This window comes from Nonomuraea antri, assembly GCF_013283785.1.
Lineage (GTDB): Bacteria > Actinomycetota > Actinomycetes > Streptosporangiales > Streptosporangiaceae > Nonomuraea > Nonomuraea antri.
This window is the reverse complement of record NZ_JABCPZ010000238.1, coordinates 1-16,523: the sequence shown is the minus strand read 5'-3', so window position 1 is coordinate 16,523 and position 16,523 is coordinate 1. Positions and strand designations below refer to the sequence as shown.

The window sequence follows — 16,523 nt, the reverse complement described above, 5'->3', positions numbered from 1 at the left end:
CGATCACCCTGCCCGCCCTGCTGTCCGGCGCGCTCGCCGCCTCCCCGGCCCGTGCGGCCCCCCACGCGGCTGCCCATGGGGTCTCACCGCGAGGACGGGTGGTCCGGTCGGGGCTGGTCGGCGTCGTGGTGGCGCTCGGTGTGGTGGTGGCCGCCTACCTGCCCTATGTGCTGGGCTCGCGCGGTTCCGTCCTGGGCTACCTGAGCGGCTACCTGACCGAGGAGGGGTACGACGAGGCGGGCGCGCGCGACCGCTACGTCCTGCTGCGCCTGCTGCTGCCCGACGCCTGGGCGCTGCCCGCGACCGTGGTCGCGCTGGCCGCCGTGCTGGTCCACGTGCTCAGGAACGGCGACCAGGACCGGCGGGAACGCGGCGCGCTGCTGCTGACCGGCGCCGCGTTCCTGCTGCTCACCCCGGGCTACCCCTGGTACGCGCTGCTCCCGGTGGCGCTGGCCGCGCTCGCCGGGCAGCCGGAGTGGCTGGGCGTGGCCGCCGCCGGCGCCGTGGTGTACCTGGGCGGGCCCGCGACCCCCGCCTACGCCGCGGCCGCCCTCCTGTGCCTCGTCCGGCCGCTCCAGCCCTTCGCCCGGCACTTCGCTCAGCCCTTCGCCCAGCGTCTCAGCCGGCGGGTGCGGGCACGTAGCGGGCGCGCAGGCGGGCCTTGGCGGCCTCGCCGGCGCCCAGGTGCTCCAGCCCGTTGAGCGCCGCGCCGACGATCGGCGGCACGTCCGCCACGACCGTCTCGGCCAGCGGGGCCCGGGCCGCGAACGCCGTCTGGAGCAGCGCCGTCAGCAGCGGGTCGCCGGAGGTGAGTATGCCGCCGCCGAGTACCACCTCGGTCGGCGTCTCCAGCAGCCCGAGCCGGCGCAGGCACACCTCGGCCAGCACCGCCACCTCCTCGGCCTGACGTTCCACCAGCGCGGCGGCCACCGGGTCGCCGCTCGCCGCCACGGCGAGCACGCCCGGCGCGAGGTCGTACAGCGTGGCCTGGGGCAGCTCGCCGAAGTGCAGCTTCAGCACCAGCTCCTCGACCGTCGCGGTGCCGAAGTGGGCGGTGACCAGGCCGGCCAGGGCGGTGGCCGGGCCGCGGCCGTCCTCGGCGCGTACCGCGTGCCACAGTGCCTCCTCGGCCAGGACCGCGCCGCCGCCCCAGTCGCCGCTGATGCGGCCCAGCGCGGGGAAGCGCGCCACCTGGCCGGACGGTGACACGCCGACCGCGTTGATGCCCGCCCCGCACACCACCGCCACGCCCCACGCGTTCGACGCGCCGGCCCGCAGCAGCGCGAACGTGTCGTTGCGCACCACGATGTCACGGCCGAGGCCGCGGGCGGCGAACTCGCGGGCCAGCGCCTCCTCCTCCACCGGCAGGTCCGCCCCGGCCACGTACGCCGCCACGTGATCGAACCCGGTCCCCGACGCCAGCGGCCCGGTCTGCGGCGGCAGGGCGGCCAGCGCCCGCCGCAGCGCGTCCTCGACCACGTCGGCGGCGGCGGCCACGCCCGCGCGCTGCGGCTCGAACGGCCCCGCGCGGCCGGCGGCCAGCACCTGGCCGTCCTCGCTCACCACCGCGACGTCGGTCTTGCTGTTGCCGCCGTCGACGGCCAGCACCAGGCGCGCCACTAGCGCACCGCCCACGGCAGGTGGGCGCGGCCGGCCTCCAGCAGCAGCCCGGTGAGCCGCTCGGCGATCTCGTCCTGGCCGATGAGCGGGTGGGCGAGCAGCGCGTCGCGCACCCGGTCGGCGCCGCCGTGCAGGGCCGCGTCCAGCGCCAGCGTCTCGTACGCCGACACGTTCGCGATCAGCCCCGCGAACAGCGGCTCGACCGGCGGCACCGGCAGCGGCTCGGCCCCCGACGCGGTGATCCTGGCCGGCGCCTCGATCACCGCCTCGTCGCCGAGGAACGGCAGCGTGCCCCGGTTGCGCAGGTTCACGATCTGGGTGTCGCCCCGGTCGCCGAGCAGCGAGGCGATCAGCGCCACCGCCGCCTCGGAGTAGAACGCGCCGCCCCGCTCGCCGAGCAGTTCGGGCTTCTCCACCACGGCCGGGTCGGCGTACATCTTCAGCAGCCGCGCCTCCATGGCCGCCACCTCGGCCGCCCGCGACGGCTTGGCCCGCTGCTCGCGCACCACCGCGTCGTGGGCGTAGAAGTAGCGCAGGTAGTACGAGGGGATGACGCCCAGCCTGCGCAGCAGCCCGGCCCGCAGCCCGAGGCCGTCGGCGAGCTCCTCGGCGTGCTCGGCCAGGATCGACGGCAGGACGTCGGCGCCGTCCAGGTGGACGCTGCGCACCCAGGTCAGATGGTTGAGCCCGACGTGCCCGAGCGAGAGGCGCGCCGGGTCGACGCCGAGCCGGGCGGCGAAGCGGCGCTGGACGCCGATGGCCACGTTGCACAGGCCGATCGCCCGGTGACCGGCGTCGAGCAGCGCCCTGGTGACGATGCCGACCGGGTTGGTGAAGTCCACGATCCAGGCGTCGGGCGCGTGGCGGCGTACGGTCTCGGCCAGCTCCAGCACGACCGGCACCGTGCGCAGCGCCTTGGCCAGGCCGCCCGCGCCGGTCGTCTCCTGGCCGACGCAGCCGCACTCCAGCGGCAGCGTCTCGTCCACCTCGCGGGCCGCCTGGCCGCCCACCCTGAGCTGGAACAGCACCGCTCGGGCGCCCGCGACCCCCTCCGCCACCGAGGACGTCGCCACCACCCGAGCCGGATGCCCGGCGTGCGCCAGCATCCGCCGCGACACCCCGGCGACGAGCTCGCGCCGCGATTCATCGGGGTCGATGAGGGCGATCTCGGTGACAGGCAGCTCCTCGCGCAACCGCGCGAACCCGTCGATCAGCTCCGGCGTGTACGTCGAGCCGCCCCCGACCACGGCGAGTTTCAACCCTTCACTCCCGTCAAGGTCACGCCCTCGATGAAGACTCTCTGGGCGAAGAAGAAGATGACGATCACCGGCGCGGTCACCAGCAGGGTGGCCGCCATGGTGAGGTTCCACTGCACGCTGTGGAACGCCTTGAACGTGGCCAGGCCGAGTGAGAGCGTGTAGCCCTCCTGCGCCACGCCCGCGTACAGCAGGGGCCCGAAGTAGTCGTTCCAGCAGTAGAAGAACTGGAACAGGGCCACCGCGGCGATGGCCGGGCGGGCCATCGGCAGGATCACCCTGACCAGGGTCCTGAAGTCGGAGCAGCCGTCCACCTTCGCCGCGTCGGTGTACTCGCGCGGGATGGTGATCAGGAACTGCCGCAGCAGGAAGATCGAGAAGGCGTCGCCGAGCAGCATGGGCAGGATCAGCGGCCACAGGCTGTCGGTCAGCCCGAGCCGGGCCCAGATCAGGTAGATCGGCACCGCGATCACCTGCGGCGGCAGCATCATCGCGGTGATCACCAGCAGGAACGCCAGCCGCCTGCCGCGGAAGCGGAAGCGGGCCAGCGCGTAGGCCACAGGCACCGACGACACCACCGTGAACAGGGTGCCCAGGGTGGCGTACATCAGCGTGTTGAGCGTCCAGCGCAGCAGCATCGACTTCTCGAAGACCACCGCGAAGTTGTCCCAGTTCCACGACTGCGGCCACAGGTCGCTGGTCAGCGCCTGCTCGTCGGTCATCAGCGCGGTCAGCCCGAGGAACGCCACCGGCGCCAGGAACATCAGCGCCAGCGCGACGGCCACGCTGTGCTGGGCGATCCACAGCAGCGTCCGGCGCCTGCGCGCCCGCACTCCGGCCCGCCTGGCCGGGGGCGCCACCGTGGGCGGCGGCGCGGTCAACGTGGTCATGCGGCCTCCTCGGCGCGGCGGAACTGACGCAGCAGGATCAGCGTGAACACCATGGACGCGCCGAACAGCAGCAGCGCCAGCACGCACGCGTAGCCCATGGAGTAGTCGCGGAAGCCGACGTAGAACAGCCATTGCGGCAGCGTGAGCAGCGATTCGTCGGGATAGCCCGGCGTGAACGAGTTGCCGGCCGAGTCGGTCGCGCCCGAGGCCACCCGGGAGGCGATCATGGCCTGGGTGAAGTACTGCAGCGCGTAGATCACCCCGGTCACCGCGGAGAACATCAGCACCGGCGAGATCGTCGGCAGGGTCACGCTGCGGAACTGCCGCCAGGCGCCGGCGCCGTCGATGGCCGCCGCCTCGTACAGGTGCTTGGGGACGTCCAGCAGCGCGGCCATGAAGATCACGGTGACCTGGCCGCAGCTCCACAGCGCCAGCAGCGTCAGGCTCGGCTTGGACCAGGCGGCGTCGCCGAACCAGTCGGGCCCGGTGATGCCGAACAGGGCCAGGAACTGGTTCCACGGGCCGCTGGCCGGGTTCATCAGGTAGACGAACGTGACCGTCCCGGCCACCATCGGCACCAGCGACGGCAGGTAGAAGATCGTCCTGAACAGGCTGACGCCGGCCTTGAGCCTGGTCACGAGCTGGGCCAGGGCCAGCGCGAACAGCACCGTCGCCGGGACCATCACGACCACCAGCCACAGCGTGTTCTCGGCCGAGGTGAGCACGCGCGGGTCCTGGAACAGGTAGCGCCAGTTGTCGAGCCCGACGTACTCCAGGGTGTACATGTCGTAGCGGTGGAAGGAGAAGTAGACCGACGACAGCAGCGGATAGATGAAGAAGATCGACACGCCGATCAGCCAGGGTGACAGCCACAGAAGGGCCCGCAGGCCCTCCCGCCGCCGTCCACCCCGCCGCCATCTGCCGGGCGCGGCGTGGGTGACGGAAGTCATCGCGGGTCAGCCCCCGGAGAGCTTCAGCTTGTCGTTGATCAGCTTGTCGACGCCCTTGAGCCCGGCGTCCAGGTCGGAGACGTCGCCCTTCTCCCACTTGGCCATGAAGGTCTGGAACGCCTCCTGGTTGAAGACGCTGTTCACGCTGGCCGGGAGGGTGGAGGTCTTCGGGTGGGCGAAGATGTCGAGGAAGGTCTGGAAGTTGGCGTCCTTGTCCAGGTTGGGCGACTGCATCGCGGCCTGGGTGGTGGGCACGTTGCGCAGCGCGTTCGACAGCGTCACCAGTGAGTCGGTGTCGGTGGTCAGGTGCTTGACCAGCTCCCAGGCGTGCTGCGGGTTCTTGGCGCCCTTGGGCACGCCGATCACGGTGCCCGCGGTGAAGCCGCTGCCGTACAGGTCGGGCTTGTCGTCGGCGACCGGCAGGGGAGCGGTGCCGTAGTCCAGGTCCTTGGCCTTCGGGTCGTTGGCGATCATGGCGTTGCGCCACTCGCCGTCGAGGATCATGGCCACCTTGCCCTCGAAGAACGGGTGCTTGGCGCCCCACTCGTCGCCCAGGCTCTTGCGGAACTTCTCCAGCTTGTCGTAGCCGTACCAGTCGACGAGTTCCTTCTGCCAGGTCAGCAGCTGCTTCCAGGCGGGGTCGGCGCCGATGGCCGAGGTGCCGTCGTCGTTGTACCACTTGGCGCCCACCATCGGGCCCATGTGGCCGGCGCTGTTCTCGTAGTACTGGAAGCTCGGGATGAAGCCGGCCACCTTGATGTCGCCGTCGGCGTCGCGGACGGTGAGCTTCTTGGTCAGCTCGGTCAGCTCGGTCAGCGTCTTGGGCGGTTCCTCGCCCTTCATCAGGGCCTTGTTGTAGTAGAGGCCGTACGCGTCGGCCAGCAGCGGCATCGTGCAGCGCTTGCCGTCGAACTCGGTGTAGGAACGTGCCACCGCGGGCAGCACGGACAAGTCGATGCCATCCTGCTGGATCACGGGAGTGAGGTCTTGGAACGCTCCCGATTTACACCATTGGGCGACGTTGTCGGTGGTGAACGAGGCGGCCACGTCCGGCGCCTTGCCGCCGCGGATGGCCTGGGTGATCTGGTCGTCCTGGACGCCCTTGGTGGCTTTGACGGTGATCTGGGGGAACTTCTTGTTGAAGCCGGCGATGGCGTCCTCGAACGCCTTGACCTCGGCGTCCGTGGAGAAGCCGTGCCACAGTTCGAGGGTGGCCGCAGGCAGTGCCTGCGACGCGGAGCCGGAGGGCTTGGGCTGGGCGCCGAGCGACGGCGCCGCCTCCTTGCCCGCTGTGCAGGCGGTGAGCGCCAGGGCCGTCAGGCCGGCGACCGCCAGGGGGACGAAGCGCACGGGGGGTGCCTCCTGCCAAGCGTTGGATCACATGGGATCACGATGGAACGGGTGGAGCGGAAGAGTGGGATATGCCGCCCGCCGAGGCCACGGTGGAGCTGAAGACCTCATCGCGCACGGTGTCGAGCGCCAGGTCGAGCGCGCCGGCCAGGACCGGGTTGCCCTCGACGTTCGACAGGCGCAGCGCCGGGCGGGGGATGGTGAGCGCGTGCAGTTCGTGTTCGACCAGCTCGCGCAGGGTCTCGCCGCCCGACAGCACCACGCCGCCGGTCAGCACGATCAGGCCGGGGTCGATGACGGACGTGATGGACGCCAGGCCCACGGCCAGCCGCGCGGCGATGTCGCGCAGCCCGGCCCGCGCGTCGTCGGCCTTCTGTCCGCCGCCGTCCGCCGTGCGCACCGCGTTGGCGATCGCCTGGCGGAAGTCGCTGCCGCGCACGCCGTACGAGCGCAGCAGCTTGAGCACGGCGGGGCCGCCGGTCAGGGCCTGGTAGCCGTGGTTGGCGTAGCGCCCGGCCTCGCGCGCGGTGGGCGCGCCAGGGGTGGGCATGTAGCCGACCTCGCCGGCGCCGCCGGTGGCGCCGCGGTGCATCCGCCCGCCCAGCACGATGGCCGAGCCGATGCCCTCGTCGGCCCACAGCAGCACGAAGTCGGAGTGGCCCTGGGCCGCGCCGTGCGCCTGCTCGGCCAGCGCGACCAGGTTGACGTTGTTCTCCACCGACACCGGCACGCCCAGGCCCGAGGCGAGCGTGGGCACCAGGTCGGGGATCTGCCAGCCGGGGGTGTCCTTGGCGGTGGCGTAGCCGAGCCGCCCGGTGGACGGGTCGATCGCGGCCTGCACGCCGATGACCACGTGGCGCAGCTTGTCCGGGGGATTGGCCCCGGCCAGCGCCGCGCCCAGCCGCTCGACGAGCTCGCCGCCGCGCCGGCGCGGGGTCGGCAGCGTGTACGAGCCCACGATCGCGCCGGTGATGTCGGCCACCGTGGCCTCGATCCTGTCGGGGGTGACGTCGAGCGCGCCCACGTAGGCGGCGGCCGGGTTGATCCGGTACACCTCGGCCGTACGCCCGGGCAGGCCTTCTCTGATGCCGTCCAGGATCACCAGCCCCGCCTCCTGCAGCCGGGCGAGCAGCTGCGATGCTGTGGGCTTGGACAGTCCGGTCAGGGTGCCGATCTCGGGCCGCGTCAGCGGCCCCCGCTCGAGCAGAGCCTGCAGGGCGGCACGATCATTGATCGCACGCAGCAGACTGGGTGTCCCCGGCACCGGACCGCTCACGTTCACTCCTTCGCACGAAGTTAGGAAACTTTCCTAACTTGCAGCGAACATAAGGAGTTCAGGCGATCGCGGTCAAGGGCCGAAACCAAGCCGTGACCCGGAGAAAGGAAAGGCGAGCGGTGGGGGAAGGAAGGTGGGAAGTGTCTCGACAGGCATGCTAGTGTCGTCGTTTGTCGTAACAACAAGCAGAATGGCCCGGAGTGTCCCATTAACCACAATAATGGTCAGGCGGCAACTCGTCAAACAGAGCTCGCCAGGGAGCAGGAGTACGTCACCCGTCTTTACGCCCGGCTCGACGAGCTGCGCGAGCGTACCCAGCGTCAGCTGAAGGAAGTGCTGGCCACGGGCGCCGTCGGCACCATGCAGAACCGCTCGGAGCGCGACACGTTCGCCGACATGTACGCCTCCAGGCTCGCCAGGCTCTGGGCCGTCGAGCGCGGCCTGGTTTTCGGCCGTCTCGATCACGTCGACGAGGGCCGGCTCTACATCGGCAAGCTCGGGCTCACCGACGACGAGCAGGCCCGGCTGCTCATCGACTGGCGCGCCCCGGTGGCGCAGCCGTTCTACCGCGCCACCCCGGCCGCCCCGATGGGCCTCACCCGGCGCAGGCACCTGCAGACCAAGGGCCGCGCCGTGGTCGGCGTCGACGACGACCTGCTCGACCTCGACTCCCTCAGCGACGACGACCGCGCCACGCTCAACGGCGAGGCCGCGCTCCTGGCCGCGCTCGACGAGCGCCGCACCGGCCGCATGCGCGACATCGTCGCCACCATCCAGGCCGAGCAGGACCGGGTCATCCGCAGCGACCTGAACGGCGTGCTGGTCGTGCAGGGCGGCCCGGGCACCGGCAAGACCGTGGTGGCGCTGCACCGCGCGGCGTACCTGCTCTACACCCACCGCGAGCGGCTGGAACGGCGCGGCGTGCTCATCCTCGGGCCCAACCTCACCTTCCTGCGCTACATCGAGCAGGTGCTGCCCTCGCTGGGCGAGACCGACGTGCTGCTGTCCACGGTCGGCGAGCTCTACCCCGGGCTGACCGCCACCGCCCGCGACAGGCCCGAGGTGGCCGCGCTCAAGGGCGACCTGCGCATGACCGACGTGCTCGCGCGGGCCGTGCGCGACCGCCAGAAGGTGCCGCGCAAGCCCGTCGAGCTGCAGCTCGGCCGCATCACGCTGACCATCGACCGCAACATGCTCGAAGCGGCCAAGAACAAGGCCACCCGCTCGCGCCGGCCGCACAACCAGGCCCGCACCGTGTTCGTGCGCTCGCTGCTGAACGCCCTGGCCAGGCAGCAGGCCAAGAAGATCGGCAAGGGCCTCATCGACGACGACGAGCTGGCCGACCTGCGCGAGGACCTGCGTACCGAGCCGGCGGTCAAGTCGGCGCTGAACCGGCTGTGGCCGTACCTGACGCCCCAGCGGCTGCTGCTCGGGCTCTACGGCTCACCCGAGCGCCTGGCGCACGCGGCGGCCGCGCTCAGCCCCGCCGAGCGCGACCTGCTGGCCCGCACCGGCGGCGCGTGGACCGAATCGGACGTGCCGCTCCTCGACGAGGCCGCGGAACTGCTCGGCGAGATCGACGAGCACGTCCTGCGCGCCACCGCGCTGCAGGCCGAGGAGGAGCTGGCCGCCGCCAGGCAGGCCGAGGAACGCGAGCGCGAGGCCGAGCTGTCCTACGCGCGCGAGGTGCTGGAGCTGACCGGCCTGTCGGACGTCATGGAGGCCGAACGCCTCGCGGAACGCCAGCGCGGCGAGGGCCCCTACCTCACCACCGCCGAACGCGCCGCCGCCGACCGCACCTGGGCCTACGGCCACGTCATCGTGGACGAGGCGCAGGAACTGTCGCCCATGGCCTGGCGGGCCGTCATGCGCCGCTGCCCGACCCGGTCGATGACGATCGTCGGCGACATCGCCCAGACCGGCTCCGCGGCCGGGGCCAGGGACTGGCACGAGGTGCTCGACCCGTACGTGGCCGGGCGCTGGCGTCAGGAGGGGCTGACCGTCAACTACCGCACGCCGGTGGAGCTGATGGCGGTGGCCGCCCGCGTGCTGGCCACCATCGACCCGGCGCTGCGGGCGCCCACCTCGGTGCGCGAACTCGGCGTCGAACCCTGGTCCGCGCCGCTGTCCGCGCTGCCCGAACTGGTCAAGGCCGAGGTCGGCGAGGGCGGCAAGGTCGCCGTCGTGGTGCCCGACGCGCTGCTCGCCACGCTCGGCGACCAGATCGCCGCCGCCGTCGAGGGCGCCGCCGTGGTCACCCCGGGCGCCGGGCGCGCCAAGGGGGCGGCCGCGCTCGACGCGCCGGTGGCCGTCATGGGCGTGGCCGACGCCAAGGGGCTGGAGTTCGACTCGGTGATCGTGGCCGAGCCCGACCTCATCGCCGCCCAGTCGCCACGCGGGCCGAGCGACCTGTATGTTGCTCTCACCCGTGCCACGCAGCGCCTCGGAGTGGTCCACGAACGACCGCTCTCGGCGGCTCTGCGGGGCTTGCCAACCCGGTCGTCCGCACCCACAAATGGGCTTTAACCTGCCTTTCGGCGGCAGGCCAAGCATGTCCTACCTGCGAAAACTTGATGTTTCTGCTGATCGGGACACGGTTGACATCTGAGGTGGAGTCGGTAGTTTGCTGCGCAGTCCAGCACGGGACTTGGCCGGTTGGCCGTCTCTGACATCGCCGGATCCTGCGTCCGTGACGGAGGGTGACTTCGTCCACACAGCCAGGTGCAGGGCCGTCGGTCCGTCGAGTCGGGGCACCCCAACCGGGCGGGGGGTTGGACCCGGGACGGGTCCGGGAGCCCAGTAGACAACGGAATTCCGCGCTCGCCGCCGACGAGACGGGTCCGGTCCGAAGGGTTCTCCGGACCCTCTTCCCGCTCTCGTGCGCAGGATCGCCATTCGCGCCGGGTGGTCCCGTTGAGATCACGGGATCACCCTGCCGTCCTTTTTCCGAGATCACTTCGCCCGGTTTCGTCGTACCCTTGAGGGTCGGAGCGCATTGCAGGGGCGGTAGCGTTTTCGCAGGAACAGGCGTTGCGATCGGCGAGGAGTCCCCGGAGTGGTTCAGGACAGCACGAGCCTTCCGCCCACCACCGGGCGCGACTCGTCCGCGCGCCCCGGCGACGCCGCCGCCGCCGAGGAGACCACCCCGGCCGAAGGAGAAACCGGGCGGGTGTTGTTCGGGCGGGTGGCCGCCGCCGTGCTGGGCGGGGCGCTGCTGTTCACCGCGTTCCCGCCGCTCGACTGGTGGTGGTGCGCGCCGGCCGGGCTCGCCCTGATCGTCGCCGCCATCCACCGGGCCAGGCCGAAGCGGGCCGCCTGGCTGGGCTACCTGGCCGCGCTGGTGTTCCTGCTGCCCGCCCTGGCCTGGGTGCGCACGATCGGCGACGACGTCTGGCTGATGCTGGTCGGCGTCGAGAGCCTGTTCTACGCCGCCATGGCCGCGCTGGCCGCGCCGGTGTTCCGGCTGCGCTGGTGGCCCCTGGCCTTCGGCGGGCTCTGGGTGGCCATGGAGTGGGCTCGCGGCCTGGTGCCCATCGGCGGCTTCCCGTGGGCGCGGATGGCCTTCAGCCAGGGCGAGTCGCTGTTCACCTCCTACGCGGCGCTGGGCGGCGCGCCGCTGGTGTCGTTCGCCGTCGCCCTGTGCGGGGCGCTGCTCGCCCACGCCGCCCTGACCGGCCACGCCAGGCCGGCCCTGCGGGCCGTCCCGGTCGCGCTCGCGCTGGCCGTTCCCGTGCTCGGGCTGGCCGTGCCGCGCCACGGCGACGAGGGCAGGAGCGTCAACATCGGCATCGTGCAGGGCAGCGTGCCCGGGCGCGGCATGTACGTGATGGGCGACGAACCGGCCGTCGTGCTGAAGAACCACGCGAACGAGACCAAGCGGTTGGCCCAGGCCGCCAGAGACGGCAAGGTGCTCAAGCCGGACATCGTCGTCCTGCCGGAGAACTCCACCGACATCGACCCCTACCGCAGCGAGTTCGCCCGCGCGATCATCGACGACTCCGTCAAGGACGTCGGCGTCCCCACACTGGTCGGCGCCGTGGTGGCGATCGGCGACTCCGAGCGGGCCACCCGCAGCCTGGTGTGGGACCCGGTCACCGGGCCCGGCGCGTACTACGACAAGCAGCACCTGGTGCCGTTCGGCGAGTACACGCCGTTCAAGGAGATCGTGCTGGCGCTGTGGGAGCGGGCCAACCTGGTCGGCAGGCAGTCCGTGGCCGGCACGAAACCGGGCGACCTGAAGATGGGGCCGGTCACCATCGGCGCGGTCAACTGCTACGAGGTCGCCTACGACGACACCGTGCGCGGCACCGTGCGGGCCGGCGGCACCCCGCTGGTCGTGCAGACCAACAACGCCTCCTACGCGCTGTCCAACCTGCCCTGGCAGCAGCTCGCGATGTCCAAGCTGCGCGCCGTCGAGCACAACAGGGCCGTCGTCACCGCCGCGACGACCGGGATCTCGGCATACGTCACCCCGGACGGTAAGGTCTCCTGGCAGACCCGCGAACTGGTCGCGGACATGAACGTGGTGAAGGTGCCCGTACGGACTCAGGAAACGATCGCCACCAAGGTGGGCAGCGGGCCCGAGTGGGCACTGATGGTGATGGGGGCGGTGGCCGTGGGCGTCGCCATGCTGCGTGGCAGGCGGCGAGTCACGACCTGACGAGTCATGGACGGATGAGGCGACCGGATGAGGAACGACTGAACATGGAGACTCTCGGGCGGGTGCTGATCGTGGTCCCGACCTTCAACGAGCGCGAGAACCTGCCCATGATCGTCCAGCGGATTCGCGCCGCCGTGCCCGAGGCCCACCTCCTGGTGGCCGACGACAGCAGCCCCGACGGCACCGGCGAGCTCGCCGACGAGCTGGCCGCCGCCGACGACCACGTCCACGTCCTGCACCGGCCCGCCAAGCAGGGGCTCGGCGCCGCCTACATCGCCGGCTTCCGCTGGGGGCTGAGCGAGGGTTACGACGTCCTGGTCGAGATGGACGCCGACGGCTCCCACCAGCCCGAAGAGCTCCACAAGCTGCTGCAGGCCCTGACCGACGGCGCCGACCTGGCCATCGGCTCGCGCTACGTGCCCGGCGGCCGCGTGGTCAACTGGCCCGCCTCCCGCCAGCTCCTCTCACGCGGCGCCAACGTCTACGTCAAGGCCATGCTCGGCCTGGCCGTGCGCGACGCCACCGCCGGGTTCCGCGCCTACCGGGCCTCGACCCTGGAGAAGGTGGGCCTGTCCGACGTCGAGTCGCAGGGCTACTGCTTCCAGGTCGACCTCACGCTGCGCACCGCGAAACACGGGCTGCGGGTGGTGGAGGTGCCGATCACGTTCGTGGAGCGCACGGTCGGCAAGAGCAAGATGAGTGGGAAGATCATGTCCGAGGCGTTCTGGCGGATCGGGGTGTGGGGCGTCACCGGGCTGCCCGACCGGCTGCGGGGCCGCACCCGCTGATGCCGGGCTGCTTTGACGTTCGGCTGCTGCTGACGCTCGGCTGCTGTTGACCTGGAACGCTTTGCCCGCGCCGGACGTTGACTAAGGCATACGCGTCCGTGCGGAATTGAGGAAACGATGCGGCTCCTGCTCTTCCTGGCCTTCCTGGTCGTCCCCGTGCTGGAGATCTGGCTGCTGATCCAGGTCGGCTCGGTGATCGGCGGCGTGCCCACGGTGGCACTGCTGATCGCCGACAGCCTGCTCGGCGCCTGGATCGTGCGCCGCGAGGGCCGCCGCGCCTGGCGGGCGCTGCAGGAGGCGCTGCAGTCCGGGCGCATGCCCGATCGGGAACTGGCCGACGGCGGGCTGATCCTGGTGGGCGGCGCGCTGCTGCTGACGCCCGGCTTCTTCACCGACCTGTTCGGCTTCCTGTGCGTGCTGCCGTTCACCCGGCCGATGATGCGGCGGCTGGGCGCGTGGTTCTTCGAACGCCGGGTCAAGCGCATGGCGGCCGCTTCGCCGTACGCGAACCTGTTCCCGCCCAAGCCCGACGACCTGTTCGGCGAGCCGCGCGGCCCGCAGGGCGGCGGCGCCGGCGCCGGCGGCCGGGTGGTGCACGGCGAGGTCATCCGCGAGGACGGCGAGCGCTGACCCCTGATGGCGCGTAGGTAGCGGGCGGCCTGTTCGCGGAAGGCGGGGGCGGGCCGGCCGTTACCCCGATCTCGCTCGCCCGCGCATGAGTCACAGTCAGCAGCGCTGATCCCCTCGAGTGGATCCGCGCCGCCGTGACGGCGCGCATCCGGGCGTGCTCCAGGCCATCGATGAGCACCGCTGCCTGCCGCACGCAGGCGCGGCCGGCATTTCGGACCTGGTCTGGACGATCACCTCGGTGGACATTGCCTGCTCATCGACGACCTCCGCGCGTTCTTCGGCCCTGCGGCGAGCTGAGCGCGGTCGTGGGCAACTGAGCGCGGTCGCGTGGGCGTGGTTGCGTGGGCGTGGTTGCGTGGGCGTGGTCACGGGCAACCGGGGCGCAGTCACATGAGGGGTGGCCCTGGCAACCGAGTGTGGTCACGTGAGGGGCGGGCCGGGGAGCCGAGTGCGGTCACGTGGGGGTGGCCCCGGGGCAACCGATTGTGGTCACGTGGGACGGCCCGGGGCGGCCGAGTGCGGTCGTGTGAGGGCGGCCCGGGCAAGTGCGGGCGGTCGCGGGCATGCGAAGACCCCCGGACCATCGGTCCGGGGGTCGTTCACCGTGAGAAGGTGTCAGGCGCTCTTACGACGCTGGGCACGCAAGACCGCGAGCCTCTCGTTGAGCACCTCTTCCAGGTCTTCGATGGACCGCCGCTCCAAGAGCATGTCCCAATGCGTCCGCGGGGGCTTCGTCTTCTTCGACTCCGGCTGCTCGCCGTCCACGCGGACCGCGGTTGCGCCGCACATTCGGCACTCCCACGTCGCCGGGATCTCAGCCTCGGCGGCAAGCGGAACCTCGAAGCGATGGCCCTTTGGGCAGGTGTAGGACACCTCCTGGCGCGGGGCCAGATCCGTGTTACGGTCGTTCTCGTAGCTGGTTGCCCCGAGCCGGGTGCCACGAAGCGCGCGCTCGCCCATGTCTAAATGCCTCCTACAAGGCCCCCTTGCGGTGGGGGGTCTGTCTCCCACGGTGTCTAACGCTTGATACCGTGATGGGATTCCCATCCATGGGGTGATCCAATCGCGCTTTGGGTCTTCGTTCTTCGGCTCGCCAGCGATCACCGTCCCGACCACGGGTTTTCCGCTTGATTGCGACTTCAGGTGGTTTGGCGGGCCCGCTGGACGGCAGGCGCGCGCCAGAGGGCGGCGGCGAGCCAGAGTCCGCCGGCCAGGATGAGGGCGCCGTGGGCGACCCGCAGCGGGTACGGCCCGAAGAACTGCGGGATGAACAGCGCGAATCCCAGCGCGAGCCCGGTTCCGCTCCACCTGCTGACCGTGCCGGACCGCCACACGGCCACCGCGAGCATGATCGTGCCCACCGCGAGCAGCGCGAGCCCGGCCACGAACATAGTGGCGGCGACGGGACCCAGCCGGAACTCCTCCGCCAGTTCCATCAGGGCGGGCGCCTGGTCGCGCAGTGATCGGCGGGCGATGACGCTGAGCCCGAAGTCCTCGGCCCCGTAGTAGGGGAGTGTCAGCCCCGCGCCCGCCCAGGTCACGGCCGCCGCCCTGAGCGAGAGCCGGTCGCTGAGCACCTGGTGCAGTCCGAGCGCGGCCAGGCCGAGCAGGATGAACCCGAACATCGCGGCGAGGTGCCCCCAGATCCAGGCGTCGCCGGCCATCGCGACGGCATCGTCCCCCGAGGGGCGTACGGCGGGATAGACGAGGAAGAGCGCCCCGGTGACGGCGAAGGCGGCGGAGGTCAGGCGGTTCATGGCGGGCTCCAGAGGGGTTCGATGCTCCGTTTCGAGAGCAATGCTCTCTGTTTGGAGCGTTGATGTCAAGATCGGTGCTCTCGTAGCAGAGCGGCGACCGGCGCCGGTCCGGGAAGAGTGGCGACGGGCACCGGCTCGGGAAGAGCGGCGACCGGCACCCGTGCGGGAAGAGCGCGGGGGCGCGGGCGGTTGCACCGAGCGTGGAACAGGTCGAGGTCGTGGTCATCGGCGCCGGGCAGGCGGGGCTGTCCAGCGCGTACCACCTGCGCAGGTTCGGGTTCGAGCCGCTCGTGCTCGACGCGGGAGACGGTCCCGGCGGCGCGTGGCGGCACCGTTCGCCGTCGCTGACCATGGACAAGGTGCACGGCATCTTCGACCTCCCCGGCATCAGGCGTCCCGACGCGGCCGACGGCACGCGACCGGCGGCCGAGGTCGTCCCGGAGTATTACGCCGACTACGAGCGGCGGGCCGGGCTGGCCGTGGTGCGTCCCGTCGCGGTGTCGGCGGTGCGCGGCGAGGGGACTCGGCTGGTCGTGACGAGCGACGCGGGGGAGTGGGCGGCACGGGCCGTGGTGAACGCCACCGGCACCTGGACCCGCCCGTACTGGCCCTATTACCCCGGGGCGGGCGAATTCGCGGGCAGGCAGCTCCACTACGCCGCCTACCAGGGGCCTGCGGAGTTCGCCGGGCGGCGGGTGATCGTGGTCGGCGGCGGGGCGTCCGCCATGCACGTGCTGTCGGAGATCGGCGGTGTCGCCGCCGCGCGCACGTGGGTGACGCGGCGTCCGCCCGTCTGGCGCGACGACGACTTCGACGAGGACGCCAGGCGCGAGGCCGTCGCCCTGGTCGAGGAGCGGGTACGCCAGGGACTGCCGCCGCAGAGCGTGGTCGGCGTCACCGGGCTCAGCCACACCCCGGTCGTCCGCCGCGCGCTGGCCGACGGCACGCTGCGACGGGAGCCGATGTTCGCGCGCATCACCGAGCACGGCGTGCGGTGGGCGGACGGGCGTGAGACGGCGGCCGACGTGATCGTCTGGGCCACCGGGTTCCGCTCGGCACTCGACCACCTGGCGCCGCTGCGGCTGCGCGAGCCCGGCGGCGGCATCAAGGTGGACGGCACGCGGGTGGCGCGGGAGCCGCGGCTGCAACTCGTCGGGTACGGGCCGTCTGCCAGTACGGTCGGCGCCAACCGGGCGGGACGGGCGGCGGCGGTGAACGTCCGCGACCTGCTGCGCGGCACTCGGGCCGGGGGCGGGGACCCGCTATCTCCAGGTGTCGCCCAGCCTGCGGCCTAGGTATTCCCGGCCTCCGGGTGTGCGTGGGTGGGCGGTGGTGAGGGCTGCGGG

Annotated in this window: 13 protein-coding genes and 1 pseudogene; 6 read left to right on the top strand and 8 right to left on the bottom strand. The window is 71.8% G+C overall.

Annotated features, from left to right (window positions below):
- A pseudogene (locus HII36_RS45520) lies at nt 1-701 on the top strand (hypothetical protein); the annotation flags it as partial.
- Here the strand turns inward: HII36_RS45520 and HII36_RS45515 are convergent.
- Genes HII36_RS45515 through HII36_RS45490 form a run of 6 tightly spaced genes read right to left on the bottom strand, consistent with a single transcriptional unit; the run spans nt 619 to nt 7,342 of the window.
- On the bottom strand, nt 619-1,620 hold the full coding sequence (locus HII36_RS45515) for an N-acetylglucosamine kinase (RefSeq protein WP_328808187.1): 1,002 nt from the start codon (nt 1,618-1,620) through the stop codon (nt 619-621). The pseudogene HII36_RS45520 and the gene HII36_RS45515 overlap by 83 nt on opposite strands.
- Nucleotides 1,620-2,879, bottom strand: coding sequence for a family 4 glycosyl hydrolase (locus HII36_RS45510; protein ID WP_173529587.1), 1,260 nt, complete (start codon nt 2,877-2,879; stop codon nt 1,620-1,622). Before HII36_RS45510 ends, HII36_RS45515 begins: the two co-directional genes overlap by 1 nt.
- Entirely contained in the window at nt 2,876-3,766 is an 891-nt protein-coding gene (locus HII36_RS45505) for a carbohydrate ABC transporter permease (RefSeq protein ID WP_173529586.1), read from the bottom strand. Before HII36_RS45505 ends, HII36_RS45510 begins: the two co-directional genes overlap by 4 nt.
- Nucleotides 3,763-4,716 carry a carbohydrate ABC transporter permease gene (locus HII36_RS45500; protein ID WP_173529585.1) on the bottom strand — a complete coding sequence of 318 codons (954 nt, stop codon included), beginning with the start codon at nt 4,714-4,716 and terminating at the stop codon, nt 3,763-3,765. Before HII36_RS45500 ends, HII36_RS45505 begins: the two co-directional genes overlap by 4 nt.
- A gap of 6 nt (nt 4,717-4,722) precedes the next feature.
- A complete protein-coding gene (locus HII36_RS45495) occupies nt 4,723-6,066 on the bottom strand; it encodes an extracellular solute-binding protein (RefSeq protein WP_173529584.1) in 1,344 nt (447 codons plus the stop codon).
- 37 nt (nt 6,067-6,103) lie between these two features.
- On the bottom strand, nt 6,104-7,342 hold the full coding sequence (locus HII36_RS45490) for an ROK family transcriptional regulator (RefSeq protein WP_173529583.1): 1,239 nt from the start codon (nt 7,340-7,342) through the stop codon (nt 6,104-6,106).
- A 333-nt stretch (nt 7,343-7,675) separates the two neighbouring features.
- Between HII36_RS45490 and HII36_RS45485 the strand changes: the two genes are divergently transcribed.
- The 4 genes from HII36_RS45485 (at nt 7,676) to HII36_RS45470 (ending at nt 13,420) form a co-directional block, all read left to right on the top strand.
- Nucleotides 7,676-9,868 carry a HelD family protein gene (locus HII36_RS45485; protein WP_328808186.1) on the top strand — a complete coding sequence of 731 codons (2,193 nt, stop codon included), beginning with the start codon at nt 7,676-7,678 and terminating at the stop codon, nt 9,866-9,868.
- 529 nt (nt 9,869-10,397) lie between these two features.
- The gene (gene lnt / locus HII36_RS45480; RefSeq protein WP_328808185.1) at nt 10,398-12,002 is read left to right on the top strand and encodes an apolipoprotein N-acyltransferase; all 1,605 of its coding nucleotides are present in this window, start codon (nt 10,398-10,400) and stop codon (nt 12,000-12,002) included.
- 44 nt (nt 12,003-12,046) lie between these two features.
- Complete coding sequence (locus tag HII36_RS45475; RefSeq protein WP_173529582.1) at nt 12,047-12,790, top strand: polyprenol monophosphomannose synthase; 744 nt, start codon at nt 12,047-12,049, stop codon at nt 12,788-12,790.
- A 117-nt stretch (nt 12,791-12,907) separates the two neighbouring features.
- Nucleotides 12,908-13,420 (top strand): FxsA family protein, encoded by a 513-nt coding sequence (locus HII36_RS45470; protein WP_173529581.1) that lies wholly within the window; start codon nt 12,908-12,910, stop codon nt 13,418-13,420.
- 615 nt (nt 13,421-14,035) lie between these two features.
- Here the strand turns inward: HII36_RS45470 and HII36_RS45465 are convergent.
- Both HII36_RS45465 and HII36_RS45460 read right to left on the bottom strand, forming a co-directional pair.
- A complete protein-coding gene (locus tag HII36_RS45465; protein WP_043625492.1) occupies nt 14,036-14,380 on the bottom strand; it encodes an RNA polymerase-binding protein RbpA in 345 nt (114 codons plus the stop codon).
- 179 nt (nt 14,381-14,559) lie between these two features.
- On the bottom strand, nt 14,560-15,177 hold the full coding sequence (locus HII36_RS45460; RefSeq protein ID WP_173529580.1) for a hypothetical protein: 618 nt from the start codon (nt 15,175-15,177) through the stop codon (nt 14,560-14,562).
- A 200-nt stretch (nt 15,178-15,377) separates the two neighbouring features.
- On the opposite strand from HII36_RS45460, the gene HII36_RS45455 reads away from it, so the two are divergent.
- Nucleotides 15,378-16,472 carry an FAD-dependent oxidoreductase gene (locus HII36_RS45455; RefSeq protein ID WP_173529579.1) on the top strand — a complete coding sequence of 365 codons (1,095 nt, stop codon included), beginning with the start codon at nt 15,378-15,380 and terminating at the stop codon, nt 16,470-16,472.
- Nucleotides 16,473-16,523: the final 51 nt, after the last annotated feature.

Bases quoted from the DNA above. Each gene is read 5' to 3' on its own strand.
- HII36_RS45465 (WP_043625492.1), bottom strand. From the start codon at position 14,380: ATGGGCGAGCGCGCGCTTCGTGGCACCCGGCTCGGGGCAACCAGCTAC.
- HII36_RS45505 (WP_173529586.1), bottom strand. From the start codon at position 3,766: ATGACCACGTTGACCGCGCCGCCGCCCACGGTGGCGCCCCCGGCCAGG.
- HII36_RS45470 (WP_173529581.1), top strand. From the start codon at position 12,908: ATGCGGCTCCTGCTCTTCCTGGCCTTCCTGGTCGTCCCCGTGCTGGAG.
- HII36_RS45500 (WP_173529585.1), bottom strand. From the start codon at position 4,716: ATGACTTCCGTCACCCACGCCGCGCCCGGCAGATGGCGGCGGGGTGGA.
- HII36_RS45460 (WP_173529580.1), bottom strand. From the start codon at position 15,177: ATGAACCGCCTGACCTCCGCCGCCTTCGCCGTCACCGGGGCGCTCTTC.
- HII36_RS45475 (WP_173529582.1), top strand. From the start codon at position 12,047: ATGGAGACTCTCGGGCGGGTGCTGATCGTGGTCCCGACCTTCAACGAG.